Origin of the sequence: Paractinoplanes abujensis (genome assembly GCF_014204895.1) — a bacterium.
In the GTDB taxonomy this organism is placed as follows: Bacteria; Actinomycetota; Actinomycetes; order Mycobacteriales; family Micromonosporaceae; genus Actinoplanes; species Actinoplanes abujensis.
This window is the reverse complement of the sequence record NZ_JACHMF010000001.1, coordinates 9,000,451-9,013,632: the sequence shown is the minus strand read 5'-3', so window position 1 is coordinate 9,013,632 and position 13,182 is coordinate 9,000,451. Positions and strand designations below refer to the sequence as shown.

Annotated in this window: 13 protein-coding genes; 9 read left to right on the top strand and 4 right to left on the bottom strand. The window is 72.3% G+C overall.

From position 1 onward, the window contains the following. Window positions 1–49 precede the first annotated feature (49 nt). From BKA14_RS41545 to BKA14_RS41515, 7 genes are read left to right on the top strand one after another with little or no spacing between them, the layout of a single operon-like run. Window positions 50–280, top strand: a complete 231-nt coding sequence (locus tag BKA14_RS41545) for a cation:proton antiporter regulatory subunit (protein ID WP_133875474.1) — start codon at window positions 50–52, stop codon at window positions 278–280. A 15-nt stretch (window positions 281–295) separates the two neighbouring features. Then, window positions 296–1,774: a cation:proton antiporter domain-containing protein gene (locus BKA14_RS41540; protein ID WP_184956193.1), complete on the top strand. Its 1,479-nt coding sequence runs from the start codon at window positions 296–298 to the stop codon at window positions 1,772–1,774. After that, window positions 1,771–2,760 carry a 3-oxoacyl-ACP synthase III family protein gene (locus tag BKA14_RS41535; protein WP_184956192.1) on the top strand — a complete coding sequence of 330 codons (990 nt, stop codon included), beginning with the start codon at window positions 1,771–1,773 and terminating at the stop codon, window positions 2,758–2,760. Before BKA14_RS41540 ends, BKA14_RS41535 begins: the two co-directional genes overlap by 4 nt. Beyond that, a complete protein-coding gene (locus tag BKA14_RS41530) occupies window positions 2,757–3,491 on the top strand; it encodes a glycosyltransferase family 2 protein (RefSeq protein WP_203722124.1) in 735 nt (244 codons plus the stop codon). Before BKA14_RS41535 ends, BKA14_RS41530 begins: the two co-directional genes overlap by 4 nt. After that, window positions 3,491–4,996, top strand: coding sequence for an AMP-binding protein (locus tag BKA14_RS41525; protein WP_184956191.1), 1,506 nt, complete (start codon window positions 3,491–3,493; stop codon window positions 4,994–4,996). Before BKA14_RS41530 ends, BKA14_RS41525 begins: the two co-directional genes overlap by 1 nt. Next, the gene (locus BKA14_RS41520) at window positions 4,993–6,060 is read left to right on the top strand and encodes a cytochrome P450 family protein (RefSeq protein ID WP_184956190.1); all 1,068 of its coding nucleotides are present in this window, start codon (window positions 4,993–4,995) and stop codon (window positions 6,058–6,060) included. The genes BKA14_RS41525 and BKA14_RS41520 overlap by 4 nt, the downstream gene beginning before the upstream one ends. Further along, window positions 6,057–6,884, top strand: a complete 828-nt coding sequence (locus BKA14_RS41515) for an NAD-dependent epimerase/dehydratase family protein (RefSeq protein WP_184956189.1) — start codon at window positions 6,057–6,059, stop codon at window positions 6,882–6,884. The genes BKA14_RS41520 and BKA14_RS41515 overlap by 4 nt, the downstream gene beginning before the upstream one ends. On the opposite strand, the gene BKA14_RS45455 is transcribed toward BKA14_RS41515, so the two are convergent. Both BKA14_RS45455 and BKA14_RS41505 read right to left on the bottom strand, forming a co-directional pair. Then, window positions 6,871–7,455, bottom strand: coding sequence for a fibronectin type III domain-containing protein (locus BKA14_RS45455; RefSeq protein WP_184956188.1), 585 nt, complete (start codon window positions 7,453–7,455; stop codon window positions 6,871–6,873). The two genes, BKA14_RS41515 and BKA14_RS45455, sit on opposite strands and share 14 nt — an antisense overlap. Before the next feature lie 92 nt (window positions 7,456–7,547). After that, window positions 7,548–8,270, bottom strand: a complete 723-nt coding sequence (locus BKA14_RS41505) for an EcsC family protein (protein ID WP_239092638.1) — start codon at window positions 8,268–8,270, stop codon at window positions 7,548–7,550. A gap of 123 nt (window positions 8,271–8,393) precedes the next feature. On the opposite strand from BKA14_RS41505, the gene BKA14_RS41500 reads away from it, so the two are divergent. Together BKA14_RS41500 and BKA14_RS41495 are read left to right on the top strand one after the other, a co-directional pair. After that, entirely contained in the window at window positions 8,394–10,730 is a 2,337-nt protein-coding gene (locus BKA14_RS41500) for a putative bifunctional diguanylate cyclase/phosphodiesterase (RefSeq protein WP_184956186.1), read from the top strand. Between the two features lie 58 nt (window positions 10,731–10,788). Beyond that, the gene (locus tag BKA14_RS41495; RefSeq protein ID WP_184956185.1) at window positions 10,789–11,700 is read left to right on the top strand and encodes a proteasome assembly chaperone family protein; all 912 of its coding nucleotides are present in this window, start codon (window positions 10,789–10,791) and stop codon (window positions 11,698–11,700) included. On the opposite strand, the gene BKA14_RS41490 is transcribed toward BKA14_RS41495, so the two are convergent. After that, window positions 11,697–12,437, bottom strand: a complete 741-nt coding sequence (locus BKA14_RS41490; protein WP_184956184.1) for an alpha/beta hydrolase — start codon at window positions 12,435–12,437, stop codon at window positions 11,697–11,699. The genes BKA14_RS41495 and BKA14_RS41490 overlap by 4 nt on opposite strands. Then, on the bottom strand, window positions 12,437–13,108 hold the full coding sequence (locus BKA14_RS44790) for a nucleotidyltransferase domain-containing protein (protein WP_239092663.1): 672 nt from the start codon (window positions 13,106–13,108) through the stop codon (window positions 12,437–12,439). The genes BKA14_RS41490 and BKA14_RS44790 overlap by 1 nt, the downstream gene beginning before the upstream one ends. Window positions 13,109–13,182 lie beyond the last annotated feature (74 nt).

The window sequence follows — 13,182 nt, the reverse complement described above, 5'->3', positions numbered from 1 at the left end:
ACGCTCGTGCCTGGCCATGTTCCGACAACAGCCCCTAGGATCTGCGGCTATGGGCAAAGGCGTTCACATCCAGGAACTTCCCGGCCTCGGCACCCGCTACGACGTGGATCTCCGCTCGAGTGACGGCGAGCGGGTGTCGATCGTGGTGTCGCGCGACGGCAAACGCCACCTCTACGTGTTCACCTCGCGCAGCGACGAGCCGGCCGCCGTGGTCGAGCTGACCGAGGAGCAGGCCCGCAAGATCGGCGCCGTGCTCGCCGGCACCTTCTTCACGGACTGAGCGGAAAAGGACCACGTGCACGCGAACCTCATCGGGCTCGGCGCCCTGATCCTGGTGGCCGGCCTGCTGGCCCGTCTCGGCCGGCGCATGGGCCTGCCCACCGTTCCCTTCTTCATGCTGGCGGGCATCCTGCTCGGCCCCAGCACCGGCGGCCCGGTCGCCTTCGACCACCCCGAAGACCTCGACATGCTGGCCCTGTTCGGGCTGGTCATCCTGCTGTTCCACCTGGGCCTGGAGTTCCCGGTGGAGCAGGTGCTGGGCAGCGGCAAACGGCTGTTCTGGGCGGCCGGGGCCTACATCGGCATCAACATCGGCGCCGGCCTGGCCCTCGGCTTCTCGATGGGCTGGGGCACCAAGGAGGCGTTCGTGATCGCCGGCGCGGTCGGCATCTCGTCGTCGGCCATCGCCACCAAGCTGCTCATCGAGATGCGCCGGCTGGCCAACGCCGAGACCCCGGTCATCCTCGGCATCATCGTCATCGAAGACCTGTTCCTGGCGTTCTACCTGGCCCTGCTGAGCCCGATCCTGGAGGGCGCGAGCTCGGCGGGCGAGCTGGTGCTCAACATCGGCATCAGCTTCGGCTACCTGGTCGCGCTGTTCGCGGTGGCCCGCTGGGGCGGCCGCTGGGTCGGCAAGGTGCTCGACACCCGCGAGGACGAGATCGTCGCGATCATCATGATCGGCCTGGTCGTGCTGGTGGCCGGCCTGTCCGCCGAGATCGGTGTCTCCGACGCGATCGGCGCGCTGATGATCGGCCTGGTGGTGGCGCGCACCTCGATCCGGGAACGGGCGGAACGCATCGCGGTGCCGCTGCGCGACGTGTTCGCCGCGATCTTCTTCATCGCGTTCGGCCTGAGCATCGATGTCGGTGCCATCGGCTCGGTGATCTGGCCGGTGCTGATCGCCATCAGCATCACCGTCGTCACCAACGTCACGGCCGGCCTGATCACGGCCCGGCTCTTCGGCCTCAACCAGCGCGGCGCGGCCAACGTCGGCCTGACCGTCCTCGGGCGCGGCGAGTTCTCGCTGATTCTGGCCACGCTGGCGCTGGGCGCCGGGCTCGACGAGCGGGTCGGCCCGTTCATCGCGCTCTACGTGCTGATCCTCGCGGTGGTGGCGCCGATCCTGGCCGCGAACTCGAAATACCTGGCCCGGATCATCCCGGACCGTCTGCTGCACGACCGCTGGCGGTACGTCCGGGAGGAGACCATCAGCACCGCCTGCACGCACCTCGACCGGATCCAGATCACCGAGACCGACATCGACGAGTGCGCCGAATGCGTCGAGATGGGCGACACCTGGGTCCAGCTGCGCATGTGCCTGATCTGCGGGGCGGTCGCTTGTTGCGACGACTCCACGAACAAGCACGCCACGGCGCACTACGAGGTGAGCCGGCACCCGCTGATCCGCTCGCTGGAGGACGGCGACGGCTGGCAGTACTGCTACGAAGACCAGTCCCTCGTGCGCGAGCCCGCGGGCTCCAGCAAATCTTGAACGTAGGGATCACCGGAGTCGCGTACGCCCTGCCGGCCCGGACGGAGCTGACCGACGACCTGCAGCAACGGGTCGCGGGCGGCCTGCCCGTGCCGGCCGGGCTGTTCCGGCGCACCACCGGCATCGTCCGGCGTCAGGTCGCGGCGGACGGCGAATACGCCTCCGACCTGGCCGCCGACGCCGCCACCAAGGTGCTGGCGGAAACCGGCACCGACCCGCTCGACATCGACCTGCTGCTGTTCGCCAGCGCCACTCGCGACATGACCGAGCCCGCCACCGCGCACGTGGTGCAGGCGGCGCTGGGCAGCCGGGCCCACGCGCTGGACGTCACCAACGCCTGCAACAGCTTCCTCAACGGCATCGACCTGGCCCGCTCGATGATCCTGGCCGGCCGGGCCCGCAAGGCCCTGGTGGTCACGGGCGAGACGCCGACCCGCGCGATGCGGCCCCGCCTGGACGGGCTGGCCCAGGCCCGTACGGCGTTCGCCGGTTATACGTTCGGCGACGCGGGCGCGGCCGTGCTGGTCGAACCCGTGGCCACCGGCGGCATCCTCGACGTCGACACCGAGACGCACTCCGAGCACTGGGCGGTCGGCGGCATCTTCGGCGGCGGCTCCCGGCATCCACGCAGCGTCGAGCACACGTACTTCACCGGCGACGGCACCCGGCTGCGCTCGGTGTTCGAGCGGATCGGGGCCGGCCTGATCGAGCGGGTCGCCGACCGTACGGGCTGGGGCTGGTCCGACTACGCCAAGGTGCTGGTGCATCAGGTCACGCTGCCCTATCTGGAACGGTTCGTGGCGGTCACCGGCGTCCCGCGCGACAAGCTCGAGATCACGGTGGACGAGCTCGGCAACATGGCCTCGGCCTCGATCGGCGTGCAGCTGGGACGCGTACGGGCGGAGCTCGGCCCCGGCGACCGGGTGCTGATGGTCGGCCTGGGCGGCGGCGTGAGCCTGATGACGATGGTCTGGGAAGTCTCGTGAGCACGCCGTTGTGGGTGATCGTGCCCGCCTGGAACGAGGCCGCCCGCATCGGCGCCACCCTGGACGCGCTGGCCGCGCAGACCGACACCGACTTCACGCTGCTGGTGGTGGACAACGGCTCGACCGACGGGACCGCTGCGATCGCCCGGCAGTTCCGCGGCCCCTTCCCCTCGTACGTGGTGGTCGAGCCCGAGAAGGGTGTGGGGTGCGCGGTCGACACGGGCTTCCGGCACGCCATCGCCGCCGGCGCGGTCCTCCTGGCCCGTACGGACGCGGATTGCCTGCCCGCACCGGGCTGGGTCGCCGGCGCCCGCGCGGCACTGCTCTCCGGCGGCGGCCTCGCGTGCGGCCGGATCACCGCCCGGCGCGACGAGCACGGCCCCCTCGGCCGAGCGTTCTTCCGTACGCTCGTGGTCCTCGCGGCCACCTTCGGCCGGCTGCGACCGGCGCACCGGGGCCCCGAGTTCAAGGCGCCGTACCGCATGCACGCGGGGAACAACATGGCGATCACCGCCGAGCTGTACGAGGCGTGCGGCGGCATGCCCCGGCGGCCCTCCCCCACCGACCGCACGTTCCTCAACCGGGTCCGTCGCACCACCGCGAACATCGTGCACAGCCGGCACATGGTGGTGGCCAACTCGACGCGCCGGATCACCGCGTACGGGATCAGGGGCACCGCGAGGTGGTATCTCGACCGGGGCAGCGGGACGCGCACGGCGGACCCCCGCTGATGCTGAGCGACTTCATCGGCGGCCTGCGCGAGGACGACGACCGGCCGGCCCTGCCCGGGGTGCGACGCGGCGAACTGGCCCGGCTGGTCCGGGGATATGCGGTCGCGCTGCAAGCCGACGGGCTCGAAGCCGGCGACACCGTGGCGCTGGCCGTGCGCCCCGGCGCCCGCTCCCTGGCCACGCTGCTGGCCGCGTACCACCTGGGTCTGCGCATCGCGGTGGTCGACCCGACGGCCGGCCCCGACGTCGTGCGGGCCCGGCTCGCCCTGGCCCAGCCGCGCCTGGTGCTGGCCGACGCGGCGGCGCAGGCGGTGGCGTCGTGGGCGGCCCCCCTGGCCCGTCGCGCACACCTCGCCCTGCCGTCGTTGACGTCGCTGGCCCCGGTGAGGACCGTCGGACGCCGGCTTCCCGGTTCGGCGCCGGCCCTGCGGCGGGTGGCGGGTGCGTTCCCCCGCCCGTACGAGGGGGAAGGCGACGCCGTAGTCGTGTTCACGTCGGGCACCACCAGCCGGCCCCGCGCCGTAGTGCACACGCGCGCCTCGATCTCGGCCGGCATGACCGCGGTGCGCGACCTGGTGCGACCCGTCCCGGGGCGGCCGGTGCTGGGCGGCACGTTCTTCGTCCTGCTGCCGTCGCTGGCCAGTGGCGCGCCCGTGGCCCCGCCGACCGGACGCAACCTGCGCCGCCTCCGGCCGCAAGCGGTGTACCTGACCCCGCCGCAGGTGCGGGCCGCGCTGGCCGCGGGCAGCCGCTTCGACGACGCGCGCGTCTACAGCGGCTCGGCGCCCGTGTCGGCGGCGCTGCTGTCCGCCCTACGCCGGGCCGGGGCGGCGGAGGCGTGGGGGGTTTACGCGCTGACCGAAGTGTTCCCGGCGGCTGCGGTCGAAGCGGCGGAGAAAGGTGCTTTCTCCGGCTCCGGTGATCTGGTGGGTGAGCTGCTGCCCGGCGTGTCGGCCCGGGTGTCCGACGGGCAACTGCTGCTGGGCGGGCCGACGGCGGCCGACCGTTATCTGGGGTCGGAACCGTTCGGCTGGGTCGCGACCGGAGACATCGGGCGGGTCGACGGGCGCACCGTGGTGCTCGGCGGGCGGGCCAAAGACATGATCCTGCGCGACGCCGAGAACATCTATCCCGGGCTGTACGAGCCGTCGCTGCACGTGGCCGGGGTCGAGCTGGCGCTGCTGGTGGGGGTGCCGGCCGGGGACGGGGACGAGCGGGTCGTCGCCCTCGTGCAGCCGGCCGCCGGGGTTCCGGACGCCGAGGTGCGGGCGGCCTTGCGGGGGCCGCTCGAACGGATGGGGTCGGCGCGGCCGGACGACGTGGTGTTCGGGCGGGTGCCGTTGGCGGGGCGTTCGCGGAAACCGGACCGGACGGCGGCATCGGCCCTGGCTGCGGCGTTGTCCACAAGGGCGGAGCGCGCTTTCCCCCGACGGCGTAGGCTCACCCGACCTGGGTGGGCGGGGGAGGCGGCGGCACGGGGGAAAACCGATCGGGGCGAGCCGTGACCGGGTTAGCGCGCCGCCGCGATCGGCGGGTCTACCTGGCGAGCCACCCGGTGTTGTTCGCATTGCTGGCCGCGACGAGAGGCCGGCCCGTACGGCGGCTCGGGAGCACGGTGCTGGTGCACGGCGCGGAGGCCTACCGGACAGTGCTGACCAGGGTGCCGCTCGATCGCACCGCGGCCGGGACGACCGGGGGCGCGGCCGGGGAACTGGCGGGGCCGGGGGCGCTCTTCGACCAGCACGGCGACGAGCACCGGGGCACTCGCCGGGGCACAGCGGCGATGCTGGACGTGGCCACGTTGCGTCCGATCTGGCGGAAACTGCTCGATGACCGGCTGACCGTGCTCGCGGCCGGCGGCGAGCTCGATCTGGTGCCCTTGGCGGCGGAGCTCGCGGGGGCCACGGCGGCGGAGGTGCTGGGGCTCGACGTGGACCCGGTCGAGCTGGCCGCGGCGGCCCGGGTCGCGGCGGCCGCAGCGGCCCGGGCGCACCTGCCGGGGCCGGGACGGCGACGGGCCGAAGCGGCGGCGGCCACCACGGCGGCCCGGCTGGTCGACATGGTGACGCCGGGCGGGCAGCCCGGCGAGGCCGGGCTGCGGTCGATGATCGCCGTCGCGGCCATCAACACGACGGTGGCGGCGATGCCGCGCGCAGTGGCCTGGGTCTGCGACGACGACCTGTGGAAGCACGCCGGCGACCCCGTCCTCACCGACGAGCTGCTGCGGGTCACCGCCCCCACGCCCCTGCTCCCCCGGGTCGCGGCCGCTGACGCCGACGTCGAGGGCTGCCCGGTCCGAGCGGGCGATCGGCTGCTGCTGATCGCCCGGCACGCGGCCGAGGCGCACCGGCGGCGTCCGGACGTGACCGATGCCGCCCCGGCCCGTACGGCGCAGCTGGTTTTCGGCGTCGGGCCGCACGCCTGCCCGGGCGCCGGTCTGGCCCGGGCTCAGCTCGCCGACCTGCTGGCCGCACTCGCGCCGTTCCAGCCCGTGGTCGTACGGGCCCGCGCCGACCGCAAAGCCGCCCTGCCGGGATGGCGGTCCTTGACGGTGCGAGCCGCGGCATGAGGGTGGCCGTCACGGGGGCCAGTGGGTTCTGCGGCGGCGCGGTGGCCCGGCTCGCGGCGGCTGCCGGCGGGGACGTGGTGTGCCTGGGCCGCCGCCCCGGACCGGTCGGCCGGCACGTCTTCTGGGACGCCACGACGACCGCGCCCGATCTGGCCGGGGCCGACGTGGTGATCCACCTAGCCGCGGCGGTGGGTGACAGCGGGGACGACGACACCTTCGCGGCCGTCAACGTCGACGGCGGCCGGCGGCTGCTCGACGCGGCGGGTGGCCGGCGGGTCGTGTGGGTGAGCAGTGCCAGCGTCTACCGGCCCGGCCCCTACGACGGGCCCGTTCGCGAGGACCATCCGACAGACAACCAGCGGACCGCGTACGGCAGGACGAAAGCCACTGGGGAAAAACTGGCCCGGGACTACGGGGCCGTCGTGCTGCGGCCGCGCGCGGTCTACGGGGACGGCGACCCGCACCTGCTGCCGCGGCTGCGCCGGACCGTACGGGGAAACCGGTCCTGGCTGCCGGGGCCCGATGTGCCGCTCAGCCTGACCGCCGTCGAGAACCTGGCCTCCGCCTGTCTGGCCGCCGTGCGGTGGCCGCCGGGGGCGTACAACATTGCCGATGCGCGGCCTTACTCGCGGGACGCGGCGATCACGGCGGTGCTGGGCGTGCCGGTGCGACACGTGCCGATCACGCTGGCCCGGGTGGCCGCCGTGGCGTCGCGGACTCTCACCCCGTACGCGATCGATCAGGTCACCGACGGGATGGTGCTCGACATCGCCAAGGCCCGGTCGCGGGGCTGGACCCCGGACGTGGAGCTCAGGACGTCTTGACCACGCGGGAACGGGCGATGGTCTTGCCGTACGTCGCGTCGCTGTCGGAGCGGGTCGTGACCGCGTCGACCGAGAACACGTAGCGGGTGTCGCGGTCCAGCCCGACGATCGTGGCCGTCATGTAGCCGCAGGTGGCGCCGGGCGTGACGACGGTCCAGCCGATGTCGCGCTGATTGCCGATCAGGGCGTCCTGGCTGATCGCCGTGATCCGGTATTCGACGATGTCCGTGGTGGCCGGGTTGTACCAGGTCACCGTGCCGCTGGTGGTGCCCGCGGTGGCGTCGGCGCCGTTGATGATCTGGTTCTTCACCGGCGGGCACGAGTAGCTGCCGGTCGGCGTGGGCGCCGGCGTGCTCGTCGGCAGCGGCAGGAAGCCGGTGGGGAACGGAGTGGCCGTGCCCGTGGCCCGGCTCGGCGCGGGCGACGGCGTGGCGCTGCCGTTCGCGACGACGACCCACGACTTGCCCGCTGCTGCGTCCTCGGCCTGCTTCGACGACGAGTCCTGGCCGCAGCCGCTCAGCACGAGCGCGAGCGGCACGACCACGAGAAGCCCCAGCCAACGACGACCCACAAGCAGCCCCTTCCGTCCGGCGATGTCAAGAACTCCGTTCGTCCGCGCCGGCGGAATGCTTAGGCCCGGCTGACCGGGGCCGGTGGTCTCGGTTACTGCCGGCCTGGGCTCAATGACCTCTCGGGCGGCGCGGGCGCTTGTTTGAACTGCTCGCGGGAGCGGCGGGCCAGATCCTTGGTGGCGGCCGAATTGACCCAGGTGCCCAGCACTATCGAGGCGCCCGGGATGACCTTGGCGAACATGCGCTTGGCGGCGCGGATGCCCGCCATCTGGGCCAGTTTGACGCCCAGCCGCAGCATCACGCCGCTCAGCGGACGGTTGCCCGCCCCGGCGAACAGCTGCTCGGCCCGTTCGCGGCCGGCCGCCACGCCCAGCGCCAGGCGGGCCGTCTGGGCCACCTTGTGCACGCGCTGCAGCACCAGCAGGTCGGTCGCGCGCTCGGGGGCAGACGGGTCGTGGCCGTAGACGGCCGCGATGTGCAGCACCATGCGCGCCTGGTTCCAGGCCAGCACACCCACGTCGAGCACAGCGCCGGGCAGGCCGGTGGCGCCGGAGACCGCGCCCGAGATGCGGGCGAGGTTGGTGAATCGCTTGATCGCGATGTCGGCCAGCTGGTCGGGTGTGCGGTCCGGATTGTCGGCCCGCGCACGCTCGGCCCAGGCGGCGGCCTCGGGCCCGAGCCGGCGGACCGCCTCGAGCGCGAGGTGTTCCGGCGCATATTGCGGATCGGCCTTCATCCGCTGCCAGAGGGAGCCGGGAGGCGCGTCGGCGCCGTTGTCGGTGATCACGTCGGACGAGTTTGCTGAGTCGGTCACCAGATCGCTCCGAGGGGGGAAGGGAACGTTCCTGTTCCATTGTGCCGTGCACATGCACGTGCACGCGACCCTTCATGGCTCGTAGTGCTCAACCTGAGATCTGTTGTACCGATTACCCGGAGTGTGACGGAAGAACGCACCGCGGCTCGCCTGAGCCTGACGCCGATGCTGGCGACCGGCGTCTTCATGCTGGTCACCGCCATCGTGCTCTATGCCGTCAACGCGACGCATCAGGTGTTCAGCCCGGCTTGGGGCTGGCTTCCGGGCCTCGTGATCTGTTGTGTGACGGCCGTCTCATGCTGGCAGACGGCTCGCCTGGCCCGGCGGGACCGCCCGGCCCAGCGGCTGTGGCGGTCGATCGCACTCTGCGCCGTTTTCGTGGCCGCCGGCAACGTCGGCGACGCCCGGCTGTCGGTGGTCGCCCCCGAGCGGGTTCCGCTGCAACAACACGACCTGGTGAGTTCGATCTGCTACGCCGCGGCCATCGTCGTGATCGTCTGGGCGCTCCTGCGGCTGCCTCTGGGCCGTCAAGGCGCCAGCGTGCGGTTTGTCCTCGACGCGCTCACCATCACCGTCACCGTCACCGTCTTCGCCTGGTATTTCACCGACCGGGCGGGCAACGCGGGCGACGCCCAGGGAACAACCGTCCCGATGCTCCTGCTGGCCGTGCTCGGACTGATCGTGGCCCTGGCCATGGTCAAGGTCGCGACGACCGGCATGGGCGGGCTGGAGCCCGGCACGCTGCGCTGGTTCGCTGCCGCGGCGGCGGTGGGCACGATCGGCGGCGGGTTGTTCCCGCTCGTGTTCGAGGCCGGGCCCGGGCTCAGCGGCTCGCAGATCTTCGTCCCGGCCACCATGCTGTGCGTCACGCTCGCCGCCGACCGGCACCGGCGGGCCGCGGGCATGCCGGCCCGAGCCCCCAAGCGGCGGCTGTTCAGCCTGGTCCCGTACGCCGCGGTGGCCGCCACCGACGCCCTGCTGCTGCGCGTCAGCAGCGACTCCAGCCGCACCGTCGCGGTCGTCGCGGCGGCCGCCACCGGGCTCACCGCCCTGGTCGTCGCTCGCCAGATCGGCGCCCTGCGTGACAACGGCCGCCTCCTGCAGCGCGTCGACCAGCAGCTCAACCAGCTCAACGACTATCAGGACGAGCTGAAGCACCGGGCCACCCACGACGGCCTGACCGGCCTGGCCAACCGGGTTCTGTTCGAGCAGTCGGCCGACGAGATGCTGGCCGCGGGCGAACCGCTCTGCCTGGCCATGGTCGACCTGGACGACTTCAAGACCATCAACGACCGGCTCGGGCACGCGGTCGGCGACGCCTTCCTGGAGACGATCGCCCAGCGCCTGCGGGCCACGTTGCGCGCCTCGGACCTGCCGGCCCGGCTCGGCGGCGACGAGTTCGGCATCCTGCTGCCCGGCCTGACCGGCGACGAGGCGCTCGCCCTGCTGGCCCGGCTCGACGAGGCGATGGCGGTGCCGTTCAAGGTCTCCGGTCACCAGCTGCTGGCCCGGGCCAGCACCGGTCTGGCCGAGGCATGGCCCGGCGCCACCGCGGCCGAGCTGCTGCGCCGCGCCGACATCGCGATGTACTACGCCAAAGACAACGGCAAGGCCCAGTTCGCGGTGTACGACGAGGCGCTCGAGCGCACCCACGAGGCCGACCAGAAACTCGGGGCCGAGCTGAGCCACGCCTTCGCCGCAAGGCAGCTCACCCTGGCCTACCAGCCGATCGTGCGGCTGCCCGACGGCAAGTGGACCGGCCTGGAGACGCTGATCCGCTGGCCGCACCCCGAGCGCGGCTTCGTCGGGCCCGACCTGTTCATCCCGATCGCCGAGCGCACCGGCCTGATCGTGCCGCTGGGCACCTGGATCCTGCACACCGCGCTGGGTCAGCTGGCCGCCTGGGACGCCGAGTTCGGGCCCGGGGTCGCGCCGCGCGAGCTGGGTGTCAACGTGTCGGCCCGGCAGCTGCGCGAACCCGGCTTCGCGGACGAGGTGCGCGAGGCGCTCTCGTTCTCGGGGGTCAGCCCGGACCGGCTCGTGGTGGAGGTGACCGAGACCGCGGTGTTCGACGGCGGTGTGGCGCTGGACACGCTGCTGGAGATCGTCAAGCTCGGCGTGAAGGTGGCGCTGGACGACTTCGGCACCGGCCACTCGTCGCTGGGCCTGCTGCGGACGGTGCCGGCCAACACGCTCAAGGTCGACAAGTCCTTCGTGGCCGGCATCGGCGGCGCCTCGGAGGAGGCGGTGATCGCCACCGCCATGATTCAGATCACCGACGGCCTGCACCTCAAGGCCGTGGCCGAGGGCGTGGAGACCGCCGCGCAGGCCGACACCCTTTACCAACTGGGCTACCGTTTCGCACAGGGGTATCACTTCTCCCGCCCGCTGCCGCCGGCCGAGGTGCGCTCGCGCCTCCGCGACGGCGAGTTGGCAAGATCGACGAGTGCCCGGAATTAATCCCCGGGCCGGGTTGTTCGCAGGTTTTACCCCTTAACGGAACACAGGAGGCCTCGACGTGCTCGACCCCAACGAGCTCTACGAGCTGGCCGACGACCTGCCGGAGCTGGACGAGCCGGTGCTGGTCCAGGCGCTCACCGGTTTCGTCGACGCGGGCTCGGCGATCCAGCTCGCGCGCGAGAACCTGCTGGAGCGGCTGGACAGCCAGCTCGTCGCCACGTTCGACCTCGACCAGCTGCTCGACTACCGTTCCCGCCGCCCTCCGATGATCTTCGACGAGGACCACTGGGTCAGCTACGAGCAGCCCAGCCTGGCCCTGCACCTCGTGCGCGACCAGCTCGGCACCGAGTTCCTGCTGCTCGCCGGGCCCGAGCCCGACCTGCAGTGGGAGCGTTTCATCGCCGCCGTGACCGGCCTGGTCGAGCGGTTCGGCGTCCGGCTGACCGTGGGCCTCAACGCCATCCCGATGGCCGTGCCGCACACCCGCCCGGTCAGTGTCACCGCCCACGCCACCGACAAGGCACTGCTGGGCGACCGCGAGCCGTGGCTGCAGAAGGTGCAGGTGCCGGCCAGCGTCGGCAACCTGCTCGAGTTCCGCCTGGGTGAGAACGACCACGACGCCATGGGCTTCGCCGCGCACGTGCCGCACTATCTGGCCCAGACCACCTACCCGGCCGCGGCCGAGCTGCTGCTCGACTCGGTGTCGGCCACCACGGGCCTGGCCCTGCCGACCGGGGAGCTGCGCGAGGCGGCCAAGGTCGTCCGGGAGGACGTGGACAAGCAGGTCGCCGACGACGAGCAGGCCGCCCGTCTGGTGTCGTCGCTCGAGGCGCAGTACGACGCGTTCCTGCGCGGCCGCGAGGGCAACCTGCTGGCCGACAACGACCGGCCGCTGCCCACCGCGGACGAGCTGGGCGCCGAGCTGGAACGGTTCCTGGCCGAGCAGCAGCGCCGCGAGAACGAGAGCTAAGGCCTCGTCACGAAGTCCAGCGCCCGCGGGATGTGCCTGTCCCAGAACGACCACTCGTGCCCGCCCGGCTCGAACTCGCTGTCCAGCGGGATGCCGGCGCGGGCACAGGCGTGTACGAAGCGTTCGTTCTGCTCGAACAGGTGGTCGCCCGTGCCGCAGCGCAGCATCAGCCGGGGCAGGGTGGCCTTGTCGGCGTGCTCGATCAGGTGCAGCAGGTCGTCGTCGGTGCCGGTCACATCACGACCGGCGAAGACCCGCTGCATCACCTCGCGGATATGCGGCCGGTCGTCCTTCTGCTGCAGCCACGACAGGTCGAGCGCGCCCGACAGGCTGACCGCGGCGGCGAACCGTTCGGGCTGCCGCAACGCCCACTTGAAGGCGCCGTAGCCGCCCATGGACAACCCGGCCACGTACGTCTGCTCACGCTTGTCGCTCAGCCGGAAGAACCGGTGCACCAGCCCCGGCAGCTCGTCGGAGAGGAAAGTCCAGAACTTCATCCCGTACGCCTCGTCGGCGTAGAAGCTGCGATGCACCTGAGGCATGACGACGGCCAGGTTGTGGTCGTAGGCGTACCGTTCGATCGACGTGTAGCGGGTCCACGCCGTGTGGTCGTCGGTGAGACCGTGCAGCAGATAGAGCACGGGCGGCGGGGTGGCGCCCTGCTGCGGCAGCACCACCGTCATGGAGGTGCTCAGATCGAGCGATGCGCTGGAGAAGTCCACGTGGATCAAGGCCATCAACCCAGTCTCGTCGTCCGCTCCGCGTCCCGCCAGGCGATCCACCCCGCCCGCAGCCGGGGCGAGGTCACGGGCCGGTTCCGCCGGCGCTCCCGCAACTGCTGCTTGAGCCACTCCGGCGCCGCGGCGTGTTCGATCGCGGCCGTCTTGGTCAGGAGTTCCCCGTACGCGAGAGCGTGACGCGCACGGGCCATCGAGGTCAGCCCGAGGTCAGCCATCATCGGGTTCCACCAGAGGTACGGCCGTCGCGCCGCCCACCTCCAGTAGCCGGCGAGCTCGGCCCGGGCGGCCGCGCGCACGTCGACCGGCGGCACGACCTCGCCCGGCGGGCGGCCGAAGACCGCGTACCCGTGACCGGCCAGTTCCGCGCGCGTGATCCCGGAGAGGATCCGCTCCACCAGCTGCCCGTGCGTCCACGTCGGGTGCCGCACCCCGACGTCGTCGATCAGGGCCGCATCGACATAGACGCATCCCAGCTGGTACCCCGGCCCCACCCGCCGATGGACCTCCTCGATCAACCCTCGATCCACGGGCCCGTCGGTGATCGCGACCAGGTCGAGGTCGCTCACGTACGGGATGTAGTCGCCCGTCGCCAGCGAACCAGCCACGAACAGATCCGTGACCCGGCCCAGCCCGCGCAGCGCGTCGGCGAACTCGTGCACGGCCGGCACGTCCACGTAGTGGCGCAGCTCGACCGGGCCGCCGTCCGGAGCGGACCAGCCGGCGACCGTCGTACGGGTGTGAC